The following is a 23,641-nucleotide window of genomic DNA, read 5'->3' as shown; positions in this document are numbered from 1 at the left end:
TCAGCAAGCGGCGGTCGCTGACTTCCTCAGCGCGGCACAAGGCGCGTTGGCACTCCGCGAGCATCGGCGGCGTCGGCTCGGGCGGCGGGGCGAGGAATCGTCCCGGGTTCGCGGGCAGCGAGCCGGGTCGGAGCCCGTGCGAAAGCGTTCGTCAGTCGGCGGTTTTGCCCGATTCCTCGGCCCGCGCCAGGATTTCGTCGAGGAAGTCGCCGGCGGCCTGGGCGGCGCCGGCCGGGTCGCGGGCTTCGATGGCGTCGACGATGGCGCGGTGCTGGGCGAGCTCGGCGTGGTCGGGGTGGTCGTAGGTGGAGGCGACGCTGGCGGTGATGGCCTCCATCAGGCCGCGGTAGAGCTCGAACAGCAGGCCGTTGTGTCCACATCGGACGATCTCGAGGTGGAACTCCGCGTCGGTGCGGGCGAAGTCGTCGACGCGGCCGTCGAGCTGGTCGGAGTCGCGCCGCTGGAGCAGCACGCGCAGGCTCTCGACTTCCGCGTCGGTGCGGGCGGTGGCGGCCAGGCGCGCGCCTTCGACCTCCAGGGTGCGACGGACCTGCAGGATCTCGCGCAGCTCGGTGCCGCACAGGCGGCGCAGGGCGCCGGAGACCTCGCTGGTGGCGCGGACGTACGTGCCGTCGCCCTGGCGGACTTCGAGGATGCCGGTGTGCGCGAGCGCGCGGACGGCCTCGCGCACGGTGTTGCGCCCGACGCCGAGCTGGGCGACCAGCGCGGGCTCGGTGGGGATGCGCTGCCCGACCGGCCATTCCCCCTGTGCGATCGCGTCGCGCAGCTGGTCGATGACCTGGTCGACCAGGCCCGCGCGCCGGGTGGTGGCGAGAGGCACAGGATTAATCCCTTCATCCAATCATCCTATGTATGCGATATTAGCGGACGTGTCCGTCGATTCCTGGGATCCCACCCCGCGCCCCGCCTCCTACTCCGACCGCCTCGAGCTCGAACTCGAAGGCGGCATCGAAGACGAGGAGTCCGGCGGCGTGCGCCGGCCCGGGGTGATCGCGGGCGGCGTGCTGCTCGCCGTCGCGGTGGTGCTGACGGCGCTGAACCTGCGCCCGGCCATCACGAGCGTCGGCCCGCTGCTCGCGGAGATGCGTGGCAGCCTCGGCGCGTCGGCGATCTGGGCGAGTGTGCTGACGACGTTGCCCGGCCTGTGTTTCGCCGGCGCGGGAATGGCCGCGCCGCTGCTTTCCCGCCGGTTCGGCATCGGCTCCGCGATCGGGTTCGCCCTGGCGGTGCTCACGGCCGGGCTGGTGCTGCGCGTCGTCGACGGTCAGCTCGTGGTCCTCGGCGGCACCCTCGTCGCGACGGCCGGCATCGCGCTCATCAACGTCCTCATCCCCGTGGTGATCAAGGATTCCTTCCCGACGCGCGTCGGCATGATGACCGGCGTCTACACGGCCGCGCTGCAAGGCGGCGGCGCCGCGGGGTCCGCCGCGAGCCCGCCCCTGGAGACGGCGTTCGGCGGCTGGCGCCTGTCGCTCGGTTCGTGGGCGGTGCTGGGCGCGCTCGCGCTGGCCGTGTGGCTCTTCGCCGCGCGCGGCACCGGCCGCGCCGCAAAACCGGCCGCCAGCGCCGCCGGCGGGCGCTCCCTCCTGCGCAGCCCGCTCGCCTGGATCGTCACGATCTTCTTCGGCCTGCAGTCCTTCATCGCCTACGTGGTCATGGGCTGGCTTCCGCAGGTCTTCATCGACTCGGGCGTCAGCAAGGGCGACGCCGGCCTGCTGCTGGGCCTGATCTCCGTGATCGCCGTGCCGATCAGCCTCGTCATCCCGCCCATCGCGGCCCGCCAGGGCAGCCAGAGCTGGTGGATCTTCGGCATGGGTGTGTGCGGCGTGGCCGGCATGCTCGGCCTGCTCGTAGCCCCGGCCTTCTCGCCGCTGCTGTGGAGCGTGCTGATCGGCATCGGCATGAGCGTTTTCTCGCTCGCCCTCACCGTCATCGCCCTGCGCGCCCGCACCGGTGCCGACACCGCGCGCCTGTCCGGCATGGCCCAGGGCTACGGCTACCTGCTCGCCGCCGTGGGCCCCTTCGTCTTCGGCCTCCTCCACGACGCCACCGGCGGCTGGACCGTCTCGCTCATCGTCCTCATCGCCGTGACCTGCGCGCAGATGTCCGTCGGCTTCCTCGCCGGACGGCCGCGCTTCGTCTGAGCCGACGACGAAAAAGGGCCTCCCCACGCGGGGAGGCCCTTTTCCCGCCGGAACCTCAGTCCAGCGGCAGGTTCAGCAGCGCGTTCTCGATCAGCTCCGGCATCGCCGGGTGGATCCAGTACTGGCCGCGCGCCATGCTGCGGGCGTCGAGGCCGAAGCTCATGGCCTGGATGAGCGGCTGGATGACCGACGAGGCCTGCGGGCCGATGATGTGGGCGCCGAGCAGCTGGCCCGTGGCGGGGTCGGCGAGCAGCTTCGCGAAGCCCGTCGTGTCCTCCATGGCCCAGCCGTAGGCGATGCCGGCGTAGTCCTGTTTGGACACGACGTAGGACACGCCGCGGGCGCGCGCGTCCTGTTCGGTCAGGCCCACCGAGGCGATCTGCGGCGAGCTGAAGATCGCGTGCGGCACGAAGCGGTGGTCGGCCTTGATGCGGTCGTCCGGGTGCAGCAGGTTGTGTTGCACCACACGGCTTTCGTGGTTCGCGACGTGCTTCAGCTCATACGGCGACGACATGTCCCCGAGCGCGTAGATGCCCGGCACCACCGTCTCCTGGTGGTCGTCCACGATCACGTGGCCGCTGGCCTTCGTGGTGACGCCGGTGGCGGCGACGTCGAGCACGTCGGAGTTCGGCGTGCGGCCGATGGCGACCAGGATGAGGTCGGTCTCCACCGTCTCGGCGCCGTGCGGGCCTTCGAGTTCCAGCACCGCACCCGTGGCTTCGCGGTGCGCGCGCAGGATCTTGCGGTCCCGGCGCAGGTCGAAGCGCTCCGCGGCCAGCTCGGTGAAGCGGGCGCTCACATCCTCGTCCTCGCCGCGCACCATCGCGCCCGAGCGCAGGACCACGGTCACGTCCACGCCGAACGACGCGAACACGTGCGCGAACTCCGCCGCGATGTAACCGCCGCCGAGGATGGTGATCCGGCGGGGCAGGGCGTCGAGCCGCATGATCGTGTCGGAGGTGTAGTAGCCGGTTTCCGCGAGGCCAGGGACGTCCGGCACGACCGGGCGCCCGCCCGCGGCGAGCACGAAACGGTCGGCCGTCAGGACCTCGTCGGGCCGCCCGTCGGTGAAGCTGACGCGCAGCTCCTTCATGCCGGTGAAGCGGCCTTCGCCCTGGTAGACGTCGACGTTCTTGTTGTCCTCGTGGTTCTTCCGGTACTCCGCGCCGCCCGCGGCGATCGGGTCGATGCGCCCGAAGACGCGGTCGCGGATCTCGGGCCAGCGCACGCCCTTGAGCTCCTCGTCCACGCCGAAGCGGGAGCTGTGGGAAGGCGTCGCGGCCACGTCGGCGGCGTAGACGAACATCTTGGTCGGGATACAGCCCACGTTGAGGCAGGTGCCGCCGAACGTCCCCTTCTCGACGATCGCCGTCTTCAGGTCGGCGAAGCGCGGGTCGAGGATCGAGTTCCCCGATCCGGTCCCGACGATCACCAGGTCGTAGTGCGGCACAGTCTTCCTCCGAAAGCCGTAGAACGGGCGTTCCCAGCCTAGTCAACTGCGCGGCTGCACCGGGTGTTCCCGTGATCAGTGGCCGGTGGCTGTGAAGTGCATCCGGTCGACCGGCGAGGTCCACGCGCCGCCCCAGCTCCAGCCGACGGCGGCGAAGGCGCGCACGACCGGTCCACCCGCGACGACCATCCCGGGCCGCACGCGCGAGCGGTCCAGGTACGCCGACGCCAGTTCCGGCAGCACCAGCGGTCCCTTCGTGTACGGGTTGCAGAACGGGTTCACGTCCACGGCCAGCCCGTACGCGTGGGCGGACCAGTTCGTCTCGCCGCGGACCGGACGGCAGACGAAGGCGCTCGTGTCGTTGCCGTCGCCGGTGGGCGGGGCGTCGAGCTCCTCGGGGCTGGTGACGCGCATCTCCTCGAGGGGGAACCGTTGCGCGAAGAGCCTGCCGAACGCCGTGACGACGGCCTGCGCACCGGTGCGGTTCACGAGCAGCTCGCCGGTGTGGGTGCGGCCGTCGAAGCCCCAGAAGGAGAGCGTGACGTACCGCAGGTCCGTCGACTTCACCGGGCACGCGGCCTGCCAGGTGCTGCGCGCGAGCACAGCGGCGGGGACGGGGACGATCTTCGACGTGTAGGTCGTGCCCGCCGGCGGCGGCAGGAAGTCGCGCGTCGGCAGGGCGCGGTTCACCAGTTCGGGTGGAGTCGGGAGGATCTCGCCGAAGCCGTCGGGACGGAGGGGGAGCGGGTGTGCACCCACCTGCCAGGTGACGGGCGGCGGGGTCGTCGCTGTCCGGGTTGTCGGGAGTGGGGCGCTCGTCCGGCTCGTCGCGCTCGGTGACGGCGGTCCGGGTGGGACCGAGGGTGCCGGCGTGCTGCAGCCGACCAGCAGGAACGTGATCAGGGTGCCGACCGCGGCCGTCGCTCTCCGTCGCATGGAACCAGCCAATCAAACGCGCTCCGTGAGCGCTGAGTCCACCCGTTCCAGTGACACCATTTCGGGCTTGCTCCGTTTAGGGTAATCGCGGCTGCTCGTTCACGCGCCGCGATCCCGCTGCTCGCTCTCGCCGAATGCCCTGCCGAACGCCTTGGTCGAATGCCTTGGCCGAAATGCTCTGCCGAAGGGGAATCCCATGCCCGCCAAGTTCCGCCGTCCGCTCCTTCTCGCGGCCGGGGCCCTGCTCGTGACCGCGGTGACGGTGCCGATCGCGGTCAGCACGGCGTCGGCACAGGACGCTCCGACGCCGCCTTCCGGCGCGCAGCCGCGGATCGTCGGCGGTGACGAGGCCACGCTGTCCGACCACCCGTACGCGGTGTACCTCGCCGACCAGAACGGGAACCAGTTCTGCGGCGCCGTGATCGTGAGCTCCACGGCCGTCGCGACGGCGGCGCACTGCGCCGCGGCGTTGCCCAGCAACAACGTTCGCGTGGTCGCGGGCCGCCAGGACAAGCGCACGAACGACGGCGTCGTGTTCACCGTGTCGCGCGAGTGGGTAGACCCGGACTTCTCCGACCCGACGAAGGGCGCCGACGTCGCGGTGCTCAGCGTGCGCGGCCAGCTGCCCTACCGGCCGGCGAAGATCGCGTCGGCGAGCGACCGCGCGGAGTACGCCGAAGGCACCCAGGCGACCGTCCTCGGCTGGGGCCGTGTCGCCGACGGCGGCGACCGTTCCGACTACCTGCGCAGCGCCGTCGTGCCGCTGGTCAGCGATTCCACGTGCAAGACGGCCTACGACACGTACGACCCGTCGAGCATGGTCTGCGCCGGCTACCCGGACGGCGGCATCGACGCCTGCCAGGGCGACTCCGGCGGCCCCCTCGTGGTCGGCGACACCCTCATCGGCATCGTCTCCTTCGGCGACGGCTGCGCGAAGGCCGGCAAGCCCGGTGTGTACACGCGCGTGGCGACGTACGCCGACGACATCGCCGCGCAGTCGCAGGCGCGGATCCTCGGCTGAGCTCTGCCGTCCCCGCGGCGGGTCCGCGGCTGAGCTGTGTTAAGCAGGGGTCGTGACGACCCCGCACCACGCGACCGGCCCCGACCTCACCGCCGCCCAGCTCTACGCGATCCTCCGCCTGCGCGCCGACGTGTTCGTCGTCGAGCAGGAGTGCGCCTACGGCGACGTCGACGGGCGTGACCTCCTGCCCACGACGCGCCACCTGTGGTTCGAGACCGCGGACGGCATCACGTCGTACCTGCGCGTCCTCGCCGACCCGGGCGGCGTCTCCCGCATCGGCCGCGTCGTCACGGCCGCTTCAGCCCGCGGCCAGGGCCTCGCCGCGTCCTTGATGGACGCCGCTCTGGCCGGCGCGACCAACGAGTTCGTCCTCGACGCGCAGACGTACGCCCAAGCCCTCTACGCCCGCTTCGGTTTCGTGCCCGAAGGCGACGAGTTCCTCGACGACGGCATCCCGCACATCACCATGCGCCGCGTCGCCAAGGACCCCGCGGAAGGCGCGGCGAACTAGGAAGCCGCGCCTCGGGGGGCCGTTGCGGTGATGACCTTCACGGCGCGGTCCACGTCCGCCTCGGTGAGGTCGGCGCGGGCGGTGAGGCGCAGGCGCGAGACGCCGTCCGGCACGGACGGCGGGCGGAAGCAGCCGACGCGGATGCCCTGGTCGGCGCAGGATTCGGCCCACGTGACGGCGGCCTCGGCGGAGGGGGCCTGCACCGAGATCACGGCGGCGTCGGGAAGGCTGGCGCGCAGGCCCGCGGCCTTGAGCTGCATGGCGATGTTGCCCGCGTTGTCCGTCACCTTCGTGGGCAGCGCAGGGTCGGCCTTCAGCACGTTCAAAGCCGTCAGGGCGGCGGCGACGCTGGCGGGCGCGAGCGCGGTGTCGAAGATGAAACTCCGCGCCGTGTCCACCAGGTGCTTGATCACGCGCCGCGGGCCGACGACGGCGCCGCCCTGGGCGCCGAGGGACTTGGACAGCGTCAGCGTGGTCACGACGTCCGGCGAGGCGGACAGCCCGGCCGCGTGGACGGCGCCGCGGCCGCCTTCGCCGAGAACGCCGAAGCCGTGGGCGTCGTCGACGAGCAGGGCGGCACCGGCGCCGCGGCAGATTTCCGCGAGCTCGCCCAGCGGGGCGAGGTCGCCGTCGACCGAGAACACCGAGTCCGTCACCACGAGCGCCCGCGGCTTGCGGCGCGTGGACAGCGCGTGCTGGATCGCCGACGGCGTCGCGTGGGCCACGGCCGCCACGTCGGCGCGCGACAGGCGGCAGCCCTCGATGAGCGACGCGTGGATGTACTTGTCCGTGACGATCGCCGACTCCGCGCCGGACAACGCCGTCACCGCGCCGAGGTTCGCCGCAAAGCCCGAGGAGAACACCAGTGCCGCCTGGGCGCCGCAGAAGCGCGCGAGTTCGAGCTCCAGCTCGGCGTGCAGCTCGGTCGACCCCGTGACGAGCCGGGAGCCCGTGGCGCCCGCGCCCCAGCGCATGGCGGCGGCCGCGGCGGCGCCGACAACGCGCTTGTCGCGGGCCAGGCCGAGGTAGTCGTTGCCGGCCAGGTCGAGCTCGTCCGCCTGCGCGGGCCGCGCCCGCAGCCGCCGCACCAGACCCGCGTCCGCGCGCTTCTCGGCCTCGGTGTCGAGCCAGTCGAAGACGTTCTCGGGCGGCAGCTGCGGGATGGCGTTCACGTCCCGCAGTGTCCCACCCGCGTCACGCGCGGAACCGTGGGCCCTGCCACACAAAAGAAAAAGCCCCGCACGAAGGCGGGGCTTTTCCTCGATTCGGAACTCAGCTGTCGTAACCACGGCGCTGCGGGCGACCCGGGCGCTGCGGGCGACCCGAACCGTTGCCGGACCGGCCACGACCGCCGTAGCTCGGGCGGCCTTCGCGCGAACCGTAACCACCGCGGTCGCGGTTCTCGCCGTAGCTGCGCTCACCGCGCTCGCGGCCACCGCCGAAGCCCCGGCCACCGCTGCGGCGCGGCGACTCGCGGCGACGCTCGATCACCGGCTCGCCGCTCGGCTCCTGCGCACCCGTGATGCGCGAGAGCTCCGCGTCGCCCGGGCGGACGACCGTGGTCTCGGCGCGCACGCCGGCCCGGTCGGTCATCCGGCGGACGGTGCGGCGCTGGTCGTGCGTCACCAGCGTGACGACGACACCCGACGCACCGGCGCGCGCCGTGCGGCCCGCGCGGTGCAGGTAGTCCTTGTGGTCCGCGGCCGGGTCCACGTGCAGCACCAGGGAGATGTCGTCCACGTGGATGCCGCGCGCGGCGACGTCCGTGGCGACCAGCACCGGGGTGTGGCCTTCCTTGAAGTCGGCCAGCACGCGGTTGCGCTGCCCCTGGGTCTTGCCACCGTGCAGCGCCGCCGCGTGCACACCCTGCTCACGCAGCCGCTCGGTGAGGCGGTCGACGTGGTGCTTGGTGCGCACGAACATGATCGTGCGGCCCTCGCGGGCACCGATCTGCGTGATGATGTCCTGCTTGTCCTGGTGCGAAACCTGGAGCACGTGGTGGTCCATGGTGTCGACGCTCGCGGTCGACGGCGCGACCGAGTGCGTGACCGGGTCGGTCAGGTACTGCTGCACCAGCTTGTTCACGTCGCCGTCGAGGGTCGCCGAGAACAGCAGCCGCTGGCCGCGCGCCGGGGTGAGGTCGAGGATCTCCCGTACCTGCGGCATGAAGCCCATGTCGGCCATCTGGTCGGCCTCGTCGAGCGCGATGAAGTTGCAGTCGCTCAGCGAAGCGGTGCCCTGCCGGACGTGGTCCGACAGCCGGCCCGGGGTGGCGATGAGCAGGTCGACGCCACGCGAGAGCGCGTCGGCCTGACGGGTGAAGGCCATGCCGCCCACGGCCGTGCGGCACCACAGGCCGAGCGACTTGGCGAGCGGGGTCAGCGAGTCGGCCACCTGCATGGCCAGCTCACGGGTCGGCACCAGCACGAGCGCGCGGGGGCGCTTCGGGCGGGCCTTGCCGCCGTTGAGCCGGGCCAGGATGGCCAGGCCGAACGCCAGCGTCTTGCCCGAACCGGTCTGGGCGCGGCCCAGCACGTCGCGGCCCGCGAGGGCGTCGGGGATCGTGGCGGACTGGATCGGGAACGGCGAGTTGATGCCGGCCTCGGCCAGCGCGCGCAGCAGCTCGTCGGGCAGGCCGAGCTCCGCGAAGGTCTTCGTGGCCACCGTCTCGACGGCGTCGTCGCGGAGGAAGTCCCCACGCGCGGGGCGCTGCCGCGGCTTGCGGTCGGTACGGTCACCGCGGCCCGGCCCCGAGTGGGACGACGCTGCGGAATGGCCGGAGTTGAACGTGACTGTCACTTATGCCTCTCGGACGTGGCACGTCGCAAGGAGGCCCGGGCTGCCCGCTCGCAGGCAGGGCAAGATGGTGTGCAATGGGCGTTCACAGGGACGGACCCGGCGCGCTCAGGAGTTCCCACCATCGAGCGCCGATGGAAATGCTTCGGATTTCACCGCGAGCCCGTCAGTGGGCTTTGGAGGCGACGGACACCAACTCATCCACGCCGCCGGTTGCGGTCTGTGTTCACTGTACCGGAGTCAGGGCTTCTGCTTCACACCCAGGTGTCCGGTTGTGGGCGGCGTCGCAGTTGTGGTCTGGGCCACGTTCGAGAACGCGGCCGAACGGCCGAGCGACGCGACGCCACCCACCGTACCGGCAGCCGTTCAGCCGAGGCCGGCGGCGTAGGCCAGGTCCGCCACGAGGTCCTCGGCGTTCGTCACGCGTTCCGGCAGGCCACGGGCCTGGAACCAGCCCGCGAGGTTGCGCACGTCGCGCTCCAGGAACTCCCGGCCACGCGGGTTCGCGACGAGGTCGACGACCTGCGGGAGGTCGATCACCATCAGGTGCCCTTCGTGCACCAGGAGGTTGTACGCGGACAGGTCGCCGTGCCCGAGCCCTTGCGTGGCGAGCAGTTCCAGTGCCGCCACCGCCTGGTCCCACAATTCGGTCAGCTCGTCGGGCTCCGGGCGCAGCTGCGCGAGCCGGGGCGCGGCCGTGCCGTCGGGCTCGCCGAGGAACTCGAGCAGCAGCTCGGTCCCGTGGCGCTGCACGGGATAGGGCACGGGTGCCCCGATCGTCCACAAGCGACTCAGCGCGGCGAACTCCGCGACCGCCCACTGCTCGGCGATCAGGTTGCGCCCGAAGGAGGTGCGGCCCGCCATGGCCCGCATCTCGCGGGAGCGCCGCATGCGCCGGCCTTCGAGGTATCCGGCGTCACGGTGGAACAGGCGGTGCTCGTCGCTGCGGTAGCGCTTGGCGGCCAGGAGCACGCCGTCCGTGCCGGGCAGGGTGCGGCGCAGGAGGTGGACGTCGGCCTCCTTGCCGGTTTTGAGCACTCCCAGGTCGGTGTCGACGGCCGCGAGCTCCGTGATCACCCAGCCGGGCCTCGGGTGCGGGCCTTGGTCGGCGTCGTCCCAGGTGGTCCAGCGGTCGGCGCCGTCCGGGAGGTCGGTTTCGGTGTAGGCGTCGTCGCGCGCCTGGGCGAGGCGGACGCGCTCGCCCTCGGTGAGCCGGCCCCGGCGGGTCGGCTCGGGTTCGTCGCGGAAGCGCCGCCCACGACGGGGACGCTCGAAATCGGACGCGTGAAGGTCTTCGTAGTCGTGCTCGCGCACTGGTGGGTTCTCCTCGATCGGGGTGCCCCACCGGGCGAGCGCGCAGGCTCTAGCCGAGAGGGGCGGACGGAAGTGGGCAGGTCAGCGCCCGGACAATCGCCATGACGCACCTCCTTCGCTTCCGTCGGCCACCGGCACCCCGCCGGTTCGCCCGCAGCATGCCGGGCCGTCCGGGGGTCGCGCAACCGAATTACCGTCCCCTAGCCTCGGGCGCATGAACGGTGGCGGGAAGTACGACGCGGTGATCGTGGGCGGCGGTCACAACGGCCTGGTCGCGGCGGCCTACCTGGCCCGGGCCGGGTGCTCGGTGCTGGTGCTGGAACGACGCGGCGAGATCGGGGGAGCGGCGGTGTCGTTCCGCGCGTTCGACGGCGTCGACGTGCGCCTGTCGCGCTACTCCTACCTGGTGAGCCTGCTGCCGCGGAAGATCGCGGCCGACCTCGGGCTCGACGTCGAGCTGCGCCGGCGCCGGATGTCGTCCTACACGCCGTCCGGCGACACCGGTCTCCTTGTCGACACGGGGGACGACGCGCGCACCGCGGCGGCCTTCCGCGCCGTCACCGGGTCCACAAAGGACTTCGACGCGTGGCGCGAGTTCTACGCGCTGGCGGGGCGCGTGGCGGCGGCGACGTTCGACACGCTCACCGAACCGTTGCCGACCCGGGACGACCTCAAAGCCCGCATCGGCGACGTCGAAGCTTGGGCCACGTTGTTCGAACGGCCGATCGCCGAGACGCTCACCGGGCTGTTCGACGACGACACCGTGCGCGGCGTGGTGCTCACCGACGCGCTCATCGGCACCTTCGCCGGTGCCGGCGACGAGGACCTGCGGCAGAACCGCTGCCTGCTCTACCACCTGATCGGCAACGGCACCGGCGACTGGGACGTGCCTGTGGGCGGGATGGGCGCGGTCACCGGCGCGCTCGCCGACGCCGCCCGCGGCGCCGGGGCCACGCTCGTCACCGGCGCCGAGGTGCGGTCGGTCTCGCCCGACGGCGAGGTCCGCTACACGCTCGACGGCACCGAGCGCGTGGCCGTCGGCTCTCACGTGCTCGCCAACGTCGCCCCCGACACGCTCGCGCGGCTGCTCGGCGAGGCGGCGCCCGGTCCGCGCCCGGAAGGCGCGCAGCTCAAGGTGAACATGGTCCTGTCGCGGCTGCCCCGCCTGCGCGACGCCGCCGTGGACCCGCGCGACGCGTTCGGCGGCACCTTCCACGTCAACGAGACCTACTCGCAGCTCGAAACCGCGTACGCCGAGGCCGCGGCGGGCAAGATCCCGGCGCTGCCGCCGTGCGAGATCTACTGCCACTCGCTCACCGATCCGTCGATCCTCGGCCCGGCCGAGCGCGCGGCGGGCGTGCAGACGCTGACGTTGTTCGGCCTGCACATGCCGGCGCGGCTGTTCGAGGCCGACAACGAGCGGGCGCGGGCCGAGGCGTTGCGCGCCACGATCGCGTCGCTGGACAGCGTGCTCGCCGAGCCGATCGAGAGCTGCCTGCTACGCGACGCGGCCGGCAACCCGTGCGTGGAGGCGAAGACGCCGCTGGACCTGGAGGCCGAGCTCGGCCTGCCGCGCGGGCACATCTTCCACCGCGACCTGTCCTGGCCCTACGCCGAAGATCCGGCCGACGCCGGGAAGTGGGGCGTCGAGACCGCGCACGCGCGCGTGCTGCTGTGTGGCGCCGGCGCCGTTCGCGGAGGTGGCGTGAGCGGGATCCCCGGGCACAACGCGGCGATGGCGGTGCTCGCTCGACGGCGCGGCGAAGTGCGGGCAGGGTGAAGGCATGCGCGTGATCGTGATCGGCGGCGGGATCGCCGGAGCAGCCACGGCCTACCACCTCGCGGGCAGCGGGGCCGACGTCGTCGTGGTGGACGCGGGGCTGCCCGGCGTCGCGACGGAGGCCGGCGCCGGGATCGTGAGCCCCTGGACCTCGCGGTGGGACAACGCGATCTACCCGCTCGCGGCCGCCGCCGGGGCGTACTACCCGGAGCTGGCCGCGGCGTTGCGCGAGCAGGGGCACGACTCGTCGTTCGAGGTCGTCGGCGGGATGGTCGTCTCGGCGGACCCGGCCGAGCTCGACGAGGCCCACGCGCGGCTGGTCGAGCGGGTCGCGGACGCCCCCGAGGCGGGCGAGGTGCGCCGGCTGGACCCGGCGCAGGCGCGCGAGGTCTTCCCGCCGCTGGCGCCCGAGCTGTCCGCCGTGCACCTGTCCGGCGCGGGCCGCGTCGACGGCCGGGTGATGCGGGCGGCGCTCGTGGCCGCGGCGGAGCAGCGGGGCGCGCGGTTCGTGTCGGCGGAGGCAACGCTGCTGTCCGGTTCCCGCGTGCGCGCCGGCGACGAGGAGCTGATCGGCGACGCCGTGGTGCTCGCCGCGGGCGCGTGGTCGGCGGCGCTGGCCGAGCCGCTCGGCATCGCGGTGCCGGTGGCGCCGCAACGCGGGCAGATCAGCCACTTCGACGTGCCGGACACGGACACGTCCGCGTGGCCCGTGGTGCTGCCGCGGTCGAGCCATTACCTGCTGTCGTTCGCGGGCGGCCGTGTCGTGGCGGGCGCGACGCGCGAGACGGACTCCGGCTTCGACTACCGGGTCACGGCCGCCGGCCAGCGCGAGGTGCTGGACCAGGCGCTGGCCGTCGCGCCGGGCCTGGCCGACGCGACGCTCGCCGAGACCCGCGTCGGCTTCCGTCCTGCGACGCCGGACACGCTGCCGTTGCTCGGCCAGGCCGCGCCCGGGTTGTTCCTGGCCACGGGCTTCGGGCCGGCCGGGCTGACGCTGGCGCCGTACGCGGGCAAGCTCATCGCCGCGCTCGTGCTCGGCGAAGACTTGCCGGCGGATCTGCTGACGGCGTGCTCGCCCTCACGGTTCGGCTGACGGCTCAGTCGTCGGTGAGCAGTTCCAAGGCGTGCTCGCCGGTGCGCTCCACCGTGAGGCCCGCCTTGGTGATCACCTTGACCAGCTCGTCCACAGTGGACGGTTCGGTGCGCGAGGTCGCGAGCACCGCGGCGAGCCGGCCCTTGTAGGCCTTGTTGAAGTGGCTCACGGTCGTGCGGTTGCCGGCGGCGTCCTCCGTGACCACGCGCACCGTCACCGCGCCGGGCCGCAGCTTCGCGAACGCCGAGTACGTGCCCGAGCGCAGGTCGACGATGAGCCCCTCGATGTCCTGCAGCACCGGCTCCAGCGCGGGCTTCCACAGGCTGCGCACGGTGCCGAGCGCGGGCACGCTGTTGCCGCCCGAGAGGCGGTACGCGGGGATCGGGTCGGTGGCCGAGACCACCCCGAACAGCGAAGACGTGACGGCCAGGCGGCGGTGGGCCTTCTCCAGGCCGGCGCGGGTGAAGCTGCCGATGTCGAGGGCGTCGTAGAGCACGCCGGTGTAGCGGCGCAGCGCCGGCAGCGTCGGCGAGGTCCACAGGCTCCCGTTGCGCGCGACCTCGTGGCTCTGGCGCTCGGAGATGCCGAGCGCGGCGAGGCTCGCGGGCACGTCTCGGGCGAGCTCGACGAGCGCGTCGGCGAGCTTGGCCCGCACGGGGTTGAGCTCGGGGAACGACAGCGCTTCGAGGTCGAGCGGCGCGCCCTTGCCGCCGTCGGCCTTCGTCTCGGAAGGAGGGAGGAGCACCAGCACACGACGAGGGTAATCGGGGTGCGCCGCCGTTCGGCGCCCGCCTACGCTGACGTCATGGAGCTCACCTGGCGCCCGCTCGCCCTCGGCGATGCGGAGCAGCTCGCGACCGTGTTCGCGGCCGCCGAGGAGGTGGACCGCACCGGCGAGCACTACACCGCCGCCGACCTGCGCGAGGAGATGCAGGGACCCGACCTCGACCTCGCGCTCGCCAGCACCGGCGGCTGGGCCGGCGACCGCCTGGTGAGCTACGCGGCCATCCGCCGCCGCGACGCCGCCGACCCGGTGCACATGCCACGCGTCGAAGCGATGACGCACCCCGAGTTCCGCACGCCCGACGTCGCCGCGCACCTCACCACGTGGTTCCTCGACGCCGGCAAACGCGTGCACGAGCGCGCCTTCCCCGACGCGCCGCTGGAGCTGCACGCCGGGGCGCACGAGAACGAGCACTGGTACCTCGACGCGCTGGCCCGGGCCGGGTTCCGGCGCGCGCGGTCGTTCGTCGAGATGCGCGCCGACCTGAGCGCGTTGCCGCCCGCGCGGCCGCTGTCGGCCGACTACGAGGTGGTCGCGTTCGACGAGCGCTACGACGACCTCACCCGCGTGGCCCGCAACGCGACCTTCTCCGGCCATTGGGGCAGCGCCGAGCTGTCACCCGAAGCCTGGCGCCACCGCATCACGGGCGCGAAGGACTTCCGCGGGGACCTGTCGTTCCTGCTCCTGACCCCGGCGCACGACGCGGTGGTCGGGTTTGTGCTCAGCGCGTTCCACCCGTCGGACTACGCGGGCACCGGCGTGAAGGAGCTGTACGTGGACTACGTCGGCACCCTGTCGGAGCTGCGCGGCCGCGGTGTGGCGACGGCGCTGCTCGGTCACACGCTGGCCCACGCCCGCGACGCCGGGTTCGAGCGCTCGGCCCTGTCCGTGGACACCGACAACGCCCACAGCGCCGTCGGCATCTACGAGCGCTGCGGCTACGAGGTCGCCGACACCTACTACGGCTACGTGCTGCCGATCTGAAGTGTTGATCGACAGCCTCACTCAACCCGGTTCAGCAGCGGTTCCCCGGCCACGAAACGCGCAGCTGCTCGGCCACGAGTTTCTTGGCCCGCGGGTAGAACGACGCCGAACCGCCGGCGACGTGCGGCGTGATCACCACGCCCGGAACCCTCCACAGTGGATGGTCGGCCGGCAGCGGCTCGGGGTCCACGACGTCGAGGGCGGCCCGCAGCCGGCCGGTGGTCGTCTCGGCCAGCAGCGCGGCGGTGTCGATCGCGGAGCCGCGCCCCACGTTCACGACGAGCGCGCCCTCGGGCAGCAACGCCAGCTCACGGGCACTCATCAGCCCCTTCGTGGCCGCGGTTTCGGGCAGGATCAAGACCACGATGTCGGCCGACGGCAGCAGCCCGGGCAGCTCGGCGATCCCGTGTACGCCTTCGCGCGCATGGCTCGCCACCCGCGTGACCACCGCTTCGGCGGCCAGCAGCTGCCGCTCGATCGCGTGGCCGATGGAGCCGTAGCCCACGAGCAGCACGCGGCTGTCGGCGAGCGAGCGCGTGTGCTCGCGCTCCCACGACCCGCTGGCCTGCTGCGCGAACCACCGTGGCAGGTCCCGCTGGGACGCGTGGATCAGCGCCAGCGCGTGCTCGGCCACGCTGAGGTCGTGCAGGCCCCGGCCGTTGGCCAGCGCGACGCCCTCGGGCACCAGTGGCACCAGCGCCTCGACGCCGGCCGACAGCGCCTGCACCGCACGCAGCGAAGGCAGCTTCCCGATCAGCTTCGGCGGCTCGCTCCCCGCGTCGTAGGGGAGCACGTAGAACTCCACGCCGGACAGGTCGTCGCCGGGCAGGGTCACGCCGTCGTAGTACGCGGCGGCCAGCCCGGTGGGCAGCTCGATGTCGGTCCAGGGCAGGAGAACTCGCGCGCTCATGCCCGCCAACCTAGTGCCGCCGGCTCAGTGCGCGCCCGCCTGCGCCACGCAGAACACGTTGCCCTCCGGATCGGCCAGCACCGTCCACTCGATGCCCGGCTGCGCGTGCCGATCCTGCTCGCTCGCACCCAGCCCGACCAGGCGTTTCACCTCCGCCTCGCGGTCGGGTGCGGAGAAGTCGATGTGCACGCGGTTCTTCACGGTGCGTGGCTCGGGGACCTGCTGGAAGGCCAGCGCGGGCCCGCCGCCGGGGCGCGCGAGCATCACGAAGGGTCCGTAGTCCGCTTCGACCGCGACGCCGAGCGCCTGCGTCCAGAAGTCCGCGAGGACCCGCGGGTCCGCGCAGTCGATCGTGATCATGCCCAGTTCGAGTGCCATGCCGCCGACGCTAGCCCGGGGCACCGACAAAACGCCGACCACGCGATAACCGGGTGGAATGCCCGGACGGCGGTTGACTACGCTGTGTCGGTCAACCCCCGCTCATCTTCTCAGCCTCTCAGCGCAGGGAGTCCACCGTGATCACCAGGATGTCGTCGTTGTTCCTCCGCACCTTGCGCGAGGATCCGGCGGACGCCGAGGTACCCAGCCACCGGCTGCTGGTGCGTGCCGGCTACGTCCGCCGGGTCGCCCCGGGTGGTTACTCGTGGCTGCCGCTGGGCCTGCGGGTGCTTCGCCGCATCGAGCAGGTCGTGCGCGAAGAGATGAACGCGATCGGCGCGCAGGAGATCCAGTTCCCCGCGCTGCTGCCGCGCGAGCCCTACGAGGCCACCGGCCGCTGGACCGAATACGGCGACAACCTCTTCCGCCTCAAGGACCGCCGGGGCGCCGACTACCTGCTCGGCCCGACGCACGAGGAGCTCTTCGCACTCACCGTGAAGGGCGAGTACAGCTCGTACAAGGACTACCCGGTCACGCTGTACCAGATCCAGACGAAGTACCGCGACGAAGCGCGCCCCCGCGCCGGCATCCTGCGCGGCCGCGAGTTCGTGATGAAGGACTCCTACTCCTTCGACCTCGACGACGAGGGCCTGGAGCGCTCCTACCAGGCGCACCGCGACGCCTACATCAAGCTGTTCGACCGCCTCGGCCTCGAGTACGTGGTGGTCGCCGCGACGTCGGGCGCCATGGGCGGTTCGGCGTCGGAGGAGTTCCTCGCCGTCGCCGAGACCGGTGAGGACACCTACGTGCGCAGCACGGAGTCCGGCTACGCGGCCAACGTCGAGGCCGTGGTCACGCCCGCGCCGGCCGAGCGCCCGATCGAGGGCCTGCCCGCCGCGCAGGTGCACGCCACGCCGAACACGCCGACCATCGAGTCGCTCGTGGCGTTCTTCAACGCCGCAGGCCTCGGCCGCGAGTTCACCGCGGCCGACACGCTCAAGAACGTGATGCTGAAGATCCGCCAGCCGGGCGCGAAGGAGTGGGAGCTCCTGGGCGTCGGCCTGCCGGGCGACCGCGAAGTCGACCTGAAGCGCCTCGAAGCGTCGCTCGAGCCCGCCGAGGTCGAGCTGCTGGAGGAGGCGGACTTCGCGAAGAACCCGTTCCTCGTCAAGGGCTACATCGGCCCGAAGGCGCTGAAGGAGAACGGCGTCCGCTACCTCGTCGACCCGCGCGTGGTCACCGGCACCGCGTGGCTGACCGGCGCCGACCAGGACGGGCACCACGTGCTCGACCTCGTCGCGGGCCGCGACTTCACGCCCGACGGCACGATCGAGGCCGCCGAGGTCCGCGAGGGTGACGCGTCGCCGGACGGCCACGGCACCCTCGTCGCCGCGCGCGGCATCGAGATCGGCCACATCTTCCAGCTGGGCCGCAAGTACGCCAACGCGTTCGAGCTCGACGCCCTCGGCCCGGACTCGAAGCCGATCCGCATCACGATGGGCTCCTACGGCGTCGGCGTCTCGCGCCTGGTCGCGGTGCTCGCCGAGCAGAACCACGACACCGCCGGCCTGGTGTGGCCGCGCGAGGTGTCGCCGTACGACGTGCACGTGGTCGTCGCGGGCAAGGACGAGACCATCGCGGCGGGCGCGGAGAAGCTCGTCGCGGAGCTGGATGCGGCCGGCGTCGACGTGCTGTTCGACGACCGCAAGGCCACCCCGGGCGTGAAGTTCGCCGACGCGGAGCTCGTGGGCGTGCCCACGATCCTCGTCGTCGGGCGCGGCCTGGCCAACGGGCTGGTCGAGGTCAAGGACCGCCGCACCGGCGAACGCGAGGAGATCCCGGTCGACTCCGTGGTCGGTCACCTGGTCAAGCTCGTCCGGTCCTGACGACGCCCGCCCGTGGGGCTCTTCGGCCGGTCCGGCCGCGAGGAGGACGGCGGCTACGCGGACAACGCCGCCCTCACCGGCGTCGGCGGGTACGAACCCGCTGACGCACCCGGCTTACCGGCAGCGGGCTCCCCGGTTTCCGGGCACTCCGCTGCCGAGCCGGATGCCGGCCCGTGGTCGGCGCAAGGCGAGCAGGCCGGCGGAACTCCTTGGTACGCCGAGGATCCCGCCGTCACCGGGCCCGCGCCCCGCGCGGAGCCCCGGCGCATCCGGCCACCGGGCCGGCCGCCTGCGCGGTTGAAGGGGCGCCCGTCGCGGGCGCTGTGGATCCTCGTGGCCGTGATCGCCCTCGGCGTGGGCGCCATGAACTTCTTCGGCGCCGCCCGCCACCACTCGGCGAGCCCGCCGACGCCCAGCCGCGGTCCGGTCACCTTCCAGCCCGAGCCGCACGTCGTCGTGCCCGCGGTGGTCGACGGCTGGTCGTCCGTGGCCGCGCGCGACGGCAGCTTCGCCTACGACGTCCCGCCGGGCTGGACGCCCGAACCCGGCGTCGTCCACGGCTGGGACGGCACGGCGACCTCGCCGGGGATCACGCTCAGCACCACGGCGTCCGTCGGCCGCGGCTACTGCGGCAGCGACAGCCGGCGCGGCGGGTCCGGCGTCACGACGGAAGAAGGCGGCGACGCCGAAGCCGCCGCCCGCAAAGCCGTCGGCGACCTCGTCGGCAGTGCCTACGCCCCGGGCGCGAAGGTGACGTACACGCCGGCGCAGGACGCGACCGTGCAGCTCGAGACGACCACCGGTCCCGCGCGGCTGGTGCTCGCCGATGTCACCCAGGACGGCACCGAGGCGTGCACTCCGAAGCACGTCACCGTCGGCGCCCTCGCCCTGGCCACCGCGACCCAGTCCGTGGTTCTCCTCGCCTACACCGACGACACCACCAGCCGCGCCGACGTCGTCCGCTTGCTGCAGAGCTACCGCGGCGTCCCGGCCGCCGACCGGTCCACGACCACCCCGCCGCCGACCACGCGCTGACGCCGCAACGCCAGCTTCGCGAAGTCCTTCAGCCCGGTGCCCTGCAGATACGCGCGCCCGAGCGCGAGGCCGATGCGCGGCAGGTCGGCCTCGTCGCGGTAGGCCAGGTACAGCGGCTCGCGCCGCGGCTGGAACTTCGCCTTGAACGCGTGCAGCGAGCGGAACCCGTAGTACGGCTCCATCAGCGCGCCCACCGCGTCGAGCACCCGGTCCACCGCGCGCGCCGGCGCGGTGTCGCGGCTGCGCACGAGCGGCGCGCCCGAAAGCGACACGAATCGCGCGCCCTCCTCGCGGAGCGCGAGGCACGCCGATGCAATCAGGAACTCCATCGCCGGCCGGAACCCGCCCGGCCGGCGGCGCATCACGTCGAGCGTCCACCCACCGACGGTGCCCGAGCCCGTGTGCACCGGCAGCCACGACGTGATGCCGTGGACGGTGCCCGACGTGTCGATCGCGAGCCCCACGCGCGTCGCCGGGTCCATCGCCTCGGCGACCCCGCCGAGCGTGAACCCCATCTCCGGCAGGCCTTTGTCCCCGATCCACTCCTCCGAGAGCACGCGCACCTGCTCGCGGATCGCGGGCGGCTGCTCGGCCAGGCGCACCAGGCGGAACTCGATGCCGTCCTTGCCGGCCTTGTTCAGCGCCGAACGCACGTCCTGCCAGGCTTTCCCGCGGAACTCCAGGTGTTCGAGGTCGACGAGCGTGTCCTCCGCGACCTGCACGTGCTGCCAGCCGAGCTCGCGCGTCACACCGACGGTGGTGGCCGTCGCGGAGAACACGCACGGCACGAGCCCGGAGTTCTCGCACATCTCCCGGAACTCCGTGAGCGCGCGAGCCGCCGAGCCGCACGGCGCCACGGGATCGCCGAGCGCGATCGCGACGCCCGCATGGCGCTGGTAGGCGAGGTAGGACGCGCCGTCGGAGGCGACGAAGTACGCGTTCTGCGGCCACGTCGTCATCCACGAGATCGTGCTGCCTCCGTTGCGCCCCAGGAGAAGCCGGGCGACGCTGCCGTCCGGACCGCCGCGCAGCAGCTTGCGGCGACGCCGGCGTGACGGCACCCGGAACGCTCTGCTCGCCGCGAGCAGCAGCACCAGCTCGATCGTCCACAAGAGATTGTCCACGAAGAACAGCGAAAGCCCGTGGCCGTCGTACTCGGCACGCACCAGCTTCGCCACGGCCAGGACCCCGCTCACCACGAGCACCTGCGACACCGCGAACACGCACAGCCCGACGGCCCAGCGCCACGCGACGCGCGACCCGCGGCGCAGGCCGTTGAGCATCGGCACCACGAGCACAGCCATGACGAGGATCTCCGGCGTCGAAAGGGAAACCGCGTCGGACGGGCCGAACGGGCCGTCACCCGGCACGAGCCACATCACGACTTCGGCCACGGTGAGCAGCAATAGTCCCGCGCACGCCAGCAGCCGCCACTCGCGCACGCTCGGCCGCACCGGTTCGGCGAGGCGCGCCTTGCCCGCGAGCCGGTGGCCGAGCGGCAAGGCCAGCACCAGCGCGAAGAAGTGCACGAGATCCGCGAGCGTGCCGACGTACACGATGGCGACACCCGCGTACACGCACAGCCCGGCGCGCAACCGCAGCCGCCACGGCGCGCGCAGCGTCGCGCTGGCCACGGCGATGGCCGCGAGCGTGCCGCCGGAGAAGCCGACGTCGAGCGTGGTCGCGATGTGCGCGGCCCACGTCCAGCCGGAATGGCGGCACAGCACGAGGAACTGGATCGCCGCCGCGGCCGCGGCCAGCTGCCCGCCGACGGTCACCAGGATCGTGCGGCGCGTGCCGAGCTGCCATTCCGCGAACCCCGTCAGCAGCGCGAAAGTCCCGGCCATCGGCAGGTAGAACAGCGGCCGCAGCGCGAAGAACGGGCCGGTCGCCAGCGTCCACCAGCGGCCGTGTTCCAGCGACGGCAAACCGTAGGCGTAGTAGGCGAACGACGGCTGGTGCTCGGCGGCTTGCCAGAGCGTGCGGCTCGCGGCTCCGGCCACGAGGATCGCGAGCACGACGGTGGTGGTGAACGGAAGGCGGCGCCAGAGCACGGCGAACCGCTCGCGTTTCGGCCTTCCGGCCGCCCGCCCGCGTCCCCCCGTGCCGGCACCGCTGGCGGTCCCCGCCGCCGGCGATGCGGTCGTCATGATCCGAGTCTTGCGCCTGGACCTAAAGCCGACATCCGTCGTGGGAGCGACTTGTCCCCCTAGGGGAGTGCGACCCCGGAGGGAGAAAACCCTGACCCGAAGGCGGATGCGGGCTCAGGGAACACCGCTCGACCAGGGGCGAACCGCGCACGGCGGCCTCGGCGCGCGGCCGAAACCGCCGTGCGGGGCGAAAAACAGGGGTTGGCCGCTCAGCCGAGCACGGCCTTGCGCACCGAGTCGAGGTCGGCGAGATCGGGCAGGACGGTGTGGGCGCCCGAGGCGGCGAGCTCTTCGGCGCTGTAGTGCCCGGTGGCGACGGCGACCGCGACGGCACCGTTGTCGAGGGCGGCCTTCACGTCGTTGGGGGTATCGCCGATCACCACGACGTCACCGGGCGCGAACGCCGTGCCGTGCTTCGCGGTTGCCGCGGCCACGGCGTGGGGGACGAGGTCGGGCCGGTGCGCCGAGAGTGAGCCGTAGCCGCCGATCTCCAGCTCCAGGTGCTCGTCGAGGCCGAACGCGGCGAGCTTGTGCACCGAGATCTCCGGCAGGTTGCCGGTCACGAGCGTCTGCACGGCGCCGTGGCCGGCCATCGCGGCCAGTGCCGCCGCGGCGCCGTCGAGGGCCCGGCCGGCTTCGTGGAGCGTGCCGCGGGCCTCGTCGGCCACGGCGATCAGCTCGCTCCACAGGCGCTGGATGTTCTCCTCGGTCGCCTCGATGCCGTGTGTGGTGAGGATGTCGGCGGTGATCGCGCGCTCGGTGCGCCCGCCGTAGTCGGGGTGGGTGCGCAGCTCGGTGCCCATGGCCGTCAGGGCCGTGGCGTACCAGCTGCTGCCGACGCCCGTGAGGTCCACGAGCGTGTGGTCGATGTCCCAGAGCACCAGCCGGTGCGCGTGCGTCGTCGTCACGGCCGTGAGGGTACCGGCGGAAGTATTCAACGTCTGTTGACTTTCCGGAGGGTGCGACCTACTTTGGTCGTAATTCAACACTTGAGGAATAACTGGGAGGCCGTCATGCCGGCTGCAACTCGGCGCCCCGCGGGCGCGTTCGCCCTGGTCGCGGTGCTGGTGGGTGCGCTTGCCGCCGTGGTGCTGGGGTTCCTGACCTTCGGGGCGCAGGCCACGGTCGCACCCGACCACGTGCCCGTCGCGGTTTCGGCGCCCCCGCCGTTGGCCGGGCTGGCGCGCCAGGTCGCCGCCCACGGCGGCACGCAGCTCGACTGGCGCGTCGCCGACCCCGCCGAGGCGCGGAACCTGTTGGCGGACAAGGAGGTCTACGGGATCCTGGAGCTTCGTCCCGGCCCCGCCGCGACCGTCGTGCTCTCCGGCGCGGTGAACCCGGCGGGTACGCAGGTGGCGCAGCAGGTCCTCGCGGGCGCCGCCCAGGCGCTGCCCGGCGAGCCGCGCCTCGAGATGCTGCACCCGGCGAGCGCGGCCGGCCGGATCGTGCCACTGGCCGCCAGCGCGCTGGCGTGGCTGGGCTCGCTCGTCGCCGGTGCCGTGCTGGTGCGGCTCAGCGCCGGCCGCCGCGTGAGCGTTCCGGTGCGCCTGGCGCAGGTGCTCGGCAGCGGCGTGCTGGTGACGGGCGTGCTCGTGGGCTTCGCCGCGCTGTGGGACTCGACGCTTCCGCTGACCTGGGACGTGCTCGGCTTCCTGTTCCTCACGGTCACCGCGTTCGCCGCGCTGCAAGCCGGCCTGCTGCGACTCCTCGGCCTGCGGGCGCTGGCCATCCTGGCGCCGCTGTACCTCGTGGCGCCCGCGGTGGCCGGGCAGGTGCCCGAACTGCTCAACCCGGCTTACCGCACGCTCCTGTGGTCGTGGACGCCGTTCCGCTTCTCGACCGAAGGCCTGCGCAGCCTTCTCCAGGGCGTACCGGGCGCCCCGGACGTGACCACGGGCGTCTGGGTGCTGACCGGCCTGCTCGCGGTGGGCCTGGTGTTGACCCTGTGGCCGGGCCGGCCACGGCGCGAGCTGCCCGAAGCGCGGCCTGCGGAACGGCCGGTCGAGGTCGCGGCCGGTTGAGGCAGCTCAGCTGCAGAGAAAACTGAAGCGGATTTTGCGCACGGGGTTGTCGACGTTGGTGTCGACCAGGCAGATCGACTGCCAGGTGCCCAGCGCGAGCACGCCGCCCAGCACAGGGATCGTCGCGTACGGCGGCACCAGCGCGGGCAGCACGTGGTCACGGCCGTGGCCCGGGCTGCCGTGGCGGTGCCGCCAGCGCCCGTCGCGGGGGAGGAGGTCCTCCAACGCGGCGAGGAGGTCGTCGTCGCTGCCGGCGCCGGTTTCGAGGATCGCGAGGCCGGCCGTGGCGTGCGGGACCCAGACGTGCAGCAGGCCGTCGGTGGCGTCGGCGTCGCGCAGGAACTTCTCGGCCTCGTGGGTGAGGTCGTGGACCACGGCGGTGCTGCCGGTGTGCACCTCTAGCTCGGTGGAGTACATGTTCGCCAGC

20 protein-coding genes and 1 pseudogene are annotated in these 23,641 nt (G+C 72.7%); 9 read left to right on the top strand and 12 right to left on the bottom strand.

What is annotated here, in order from left to right; genetic code table 11:
• Positions 1-151: 151 nt before the first annotated feature.
• Positions 152-841 (bottom strand): FadR/GntR family transcriptional regulator, encoded by a 690-nt coding sequence (locus ACFY1H_RS19530; protein ID WP_366581006.1) that lies wholly within the window; start codon positions 839-841, stop codon positions 152-154.
• Positions 842-890: 49 nt separating this feature from the next.
• On the opposite strand from ACFY1H_RS19530, the gene ACFY1H_RS19525 reads away from it, so the two are divergent.
• On the top strand, positions 891-2,165 hold the full coding sequence (locus ACFY1H_RS19525) for a CynX/NimT family MFS transporter (protein ID WP_386948061.1): 1,275 nt from the start codon (positions 891-893) through the stop codon (positions 2,163-2,165).
• A gap of 55 nt (positions 2,166-2,220) precedes the next feature.
• Here the strand turns inward: ACFY1H_RS19525 and ACFY1H_RS19520 are convergent, their stop codons facing one another.
• Positions 2,221-3,615, bottom strand: coding sequence for a mycothione reductase (locus ACFY1H_RS19520; protein WP_366581010.1), 1,395 nt, complete (start codon positions 3,613-3,615; stop codon positions 2,221-2,223).
• Positions 3,616-3,690: 75 nt separating this feature from the next.
• Entirely contained in the window at positions 3,691-4,305 is a 615-nt protein-coding gene (locus tag ACFY1H_RS19515) for a M15 family metallopeptidase (RefSeq protein ID WP_366581012.1), read from the bottom strand.
• A gap of 442 nt (positions 4,306-4,747) precedes the next feature.
• Between ACFY1H_RS19515 and ACFY1H_RS19510 the strand changes: the two genes are divergently transcribed.
• Both ACFY1H_RS19510 and ACFY1H_RS19505 read left to right on the top strand, forming a co-directional pair.
• Complete coding sequence (locus ACFY1H_RS19510; protein ID WP_366581014.1) at positions 4,748-5,572, top strand: serine protease; 825 nt, start codon at positions 4,748-4,750, stop codon at positions 5,570-5,572.
• A gap of 52 nt (positions 5,573-5,624) precedes the next feature.
• Positions 5,625-6,083, top strand: a complete 459-nt coding sequence (locus tag ACFY1H_RS19505; protein ID WP_366581016.1) for a GNAT family N-acetyltransferase — start codon at positions 5,625-5,627, stop codon at positions 6,081-6,083.
• On the opposite strand, the gene ACFY1H_RS19500 is transcribed toward ACFY1H_RS19505, so the two are convergent.
• From ACFY1H_RS19500 to ACFY1H_RS19490, 3 genes are all read right to left on the bottom strand, one after another.
• Complete coding sequence (locus ACFY1H_RS19500; RefSeq protein ID WP_386948056.1) at positions 6,080-7,255, bottom strand: 8-amino-7-oxononanoate synthase; 1,176 nt, start codon at positions 7,253-7,255, stop codon at positions 6,080-6,082. The genes ACFY1H_RS19505 and ACFY1H_RS19500 overlap by 4 nt on opposite strands.
• Before the next feature lie 100 nt (positions 7,256-7,355).
• Complete coding sequence (locus ACFY1H_RS19495) at positions 7,356-8,882, bottom strand: DEAD/DEAH box helicase (RefSeq protein WP_366581020.1); 1,527 nt, start codon at positions 8,880-8,882, stop codon at positions 7,356-7,358.
• A 363-nt stretch (positions 8,883-9,245) separates the two neighbouring features.
• Positions 9,246-10,193: a serine protein kinase RIO gene (locus ACFY1H_RS19490; RefSeq protein ID WP_386948052.1), complete on the bottom strand. Its 948-nt coding sequence runs from the start codon at positions 10,191-10,193 to the stop codon at positions 9,246-9,248.
• Positions 10,194-10,407: 214 nt separating this feature from the next.
• Here ACFY1H_RS19490 and ACFY1H_RS19485 point away from each other — a divergent pair, with 214 nt between their 5' ends.
• Positions 10,408-11,973, top strand: a complete 1,566-nt coding sequence (locus ACFY1H_RS19485) for an NAD(P)/FAD-dependent oxidoreductase (RefSeq protein ID WP_366581024.1) — start codon at positions 10,408-10,410, stop codon at positions 11,971-11,973.
• A 4-nt stretch (positions 11,974-11,977) separates the two neighbouring features.
• Entirely contained in the window at positions 11,978-13,066 is a 1,089-nt protein-coding gene (locus ACFY1H_RS19480) for an NAD(P)/FAD-dependent oxidoreductase (protein WP_386948048.1), read from the top strand.
• A gap of 4 nt (positions 13,067-13,070) precedes the next feature.
• Here ACFY1H_RS19480 and yaaA read toward each other — a convergent pair whose 3' ends face one another.
• Positions 13,071-13,817, bottom strand: coding sequence for a peroxide stress protein YaaA (gene yaaA / locus ACFY1H_RS19475; RefSeq protein WP_386948045.1), 747 nt, complete (start codon positions 13,815-13,817; stop codon positions 13,071-13,073).
• Between the two features lie 54 nt (positions 13,818-13,871).
• On the opposite strand from yaaA, the gene ACFY1H_RS19470 reads away from it, so the two are divergent.
• The gene (locus tag ACFY1H_RS19470) at positions 13,872-14,834 is read left to right on the top strand and encodes a GNAT family N-acetyltransferase (protein ID WP_366581028.1); all 963 of its coding nucleotides are present in this window, start codon (positions 13,872-13,874) and stop codon (positions 14,832-14,834) included.
• 17 nt (positions 14,835-14,851) lie between these two features.
• On the opposite strand, the pseudogene ACFY1H_RS19465 reads toward ACFY1H_RS19470, so the two are convergent.
• Positions 14,852-15,744: pseudogene (locus ACFY1H_RS19465) on the bottom strand (2-hydroxyacid dehydrogenase).
• 24 nt (positions 15,745-15,768) lie between these two features.
• On the bottom strand, positions 15,769-16,122 hold the full coding sequence (locus ACFY1H_RS19460; protein WP_386948042.1) for a VOC family protein: 354 nt from the start codon (positions 16,120-16,122) through the stop codon (positions 15,769-15,771).
• Between the two features lie 137 nt (positions 16,123-16,259).
• Here ACFY1H_RS19460 and ACFY1H_RS19455 point away from each other — a divergent pair, with 137 nt between their 5' ends.
• Together ACFY1H_RS19455 and ACFY1H_RS19450 are read left to right on the top strand one after the other, a co-directional pair.
• Complete coding sequence (locus ACFY1H_RS19455) at positions 16,260-18,008, top strand: proline--tRNA ligase (RefSeq protein ID WP_366581031.1); 1,749 nt, start codon at positions 16,260-16,262, stop codon at positions 18,006-18,008.
• Positions 18,009-18,020: 12 nt separating this feature from the next.
• A complete protein-coding gene (locus tag ACFY1H_RS19450; RefSeq protein WP_386948039.1) occupies positions 18,021-19,043 on the top strand; it encodes a hypothetical protein in 1,023 nt (340 codons plus the stop codon).
• On the opposite strand, the gene ACFY1H_RS19445 is transcribed toward ACFY1H_RS19450, so the two are convergent.
• Together ACFY1H_RS19445 and ACFY1H_RS19440 are read right to left on the bottom strand one after the other, a co-directional pair.
• Positions 18,983-21,193 carry a bifunctional lysylphosphatidylglycerol flippase/synthetase MprF gene (locus tag ACFY1H_RS19445; RefSeq protein ID WP_386948036.1) on the bottom strand — a complete coding sequence of 737 codons (2,211 nt, stop codon included), beginning with the start codon at positions 21,191-21,193 and terminating at the stop codon, positions 18,983-18,985. The genes ACFY1H_RS19450 and ACFY1H_RS19445 overlap by 61 nt on opposite strands.
• Positions 21,194-21,402: 209 nt before the next feature.
• Positions 21,403-22,101, bottom strand: a complete 699-nt coding sequence (locus ACFY1H_RS19440; protein ID WP_386948033.1) for an HAD family hydrolase — start codon at positions 22,099-22,101, stop codon at positions 21,403-21,405.
• A gap of 105 nt (positions 22,102-22,206) precedes the next feature.
• On the opposite strand from ACFY1H_RS19440, the gene ACFY1H_RS19435 reads away from it, so the two are divergent.
• Complete coding sequence (locus tag ACFY1H_RS19435; RefSeq protein WP_366581037.1) at positions 22,207-23,214, top strand: ABC transporter permease; 1,008 nt, start codon at positions 22,207-22,209, stop codon at positions 23,212-23,214.
• A 6-nt stretch (positions 23,215-23,220) separates the two neighbouring features.
• Here the strand turns inward: ACFY1H_RS19435 and ACFY1H_RS19430 are convergent, their stop codons facing one another.
• Complete coding sequence (locus ACFY1H_RS19430; protein ID WP_366581039.1) at positions 23,221-23,631, bottom strand: secondary thiamine-phosphate synthase enzyme YjbQ; 411 nt, start codon at positions 23,629-23,631, stop codon at positions 23,221-23,223.
• Between the last annotated feature and the right edge of the window lie 10 nt (positions 23,632-23,641).

The organism is Amycolatopsis sp. NPDC001319, from assembly GCF_042896185.1.
Lineage (GTDB): Bacteria > Actinomycetota > Actinomycetes > Mycobacteriales > Pseudonocardiaceae > Amycolatopsis.
The sequence above is the reverse complement of the archived record's forward strand: the minus strand, read 5'-3'. Positions and strand labels throughout refer to the sequence as shown.

Coding starts and splice junctions, on each gene's coding strand:
- ACFY1H_RS19460 (WP_386948042.1), bottom strand. CDS start 16,122: ATGGCACTCGAACTGGGCATGATCACGATCGACTGCGCGGACCCGCGG.
- ACFY1H_RS19485 (WP_366581024.1), top strand. CDS start 10,408: ATGAACGGTGGCGGGAAGTACGACGCGGTGATCGTGGGCGGCGGTCAC.
- ACFY1H_RS19435 (WP_366581037.1), top strand. CDS start 22,207: ATGCCGGCTGCAACTCGGCGCCCCGCGGGCGCGTTCGCCCTGGTCGCG.
- ACFY1H_RS19470 (WP_366581028.1), top strand. CDS start 13,872: ATGGAGCTCACCTGGCGCCCGCTCGCCCTCGGCGATGCGGAGCAGCTC.
- ACFY1H_RS19430 (WP_366581039.1), bottom strand. CDS start 23,631: ATGTACTCCACCGAGCTAGAGGTGCACACCGGCAGCACCGCCGTGGTC.
- ACFY1H_RS19445 (WP_386948036.1), bottom strand. CDS start 21,193: ATGACGACCGCATCGCCGGCGGCGGGGACCGCCAGCGGTGCCGGCACG.
- ACFY1H_RS19510 (WP_366581014.1), top strand. CDS start 4,748: ATGCCCGCCAAGTTCCGCCGTCCGCTCCTTCTCGCGGCCGGGGCCCTG.
- ACFY1H_RS19480 (WP_386948048.1), top strand. CDS start 11,978: ATGCGCGTGATCGTGATCGGCGGCGGGATCGCCGGAGCAGCCACGGCC.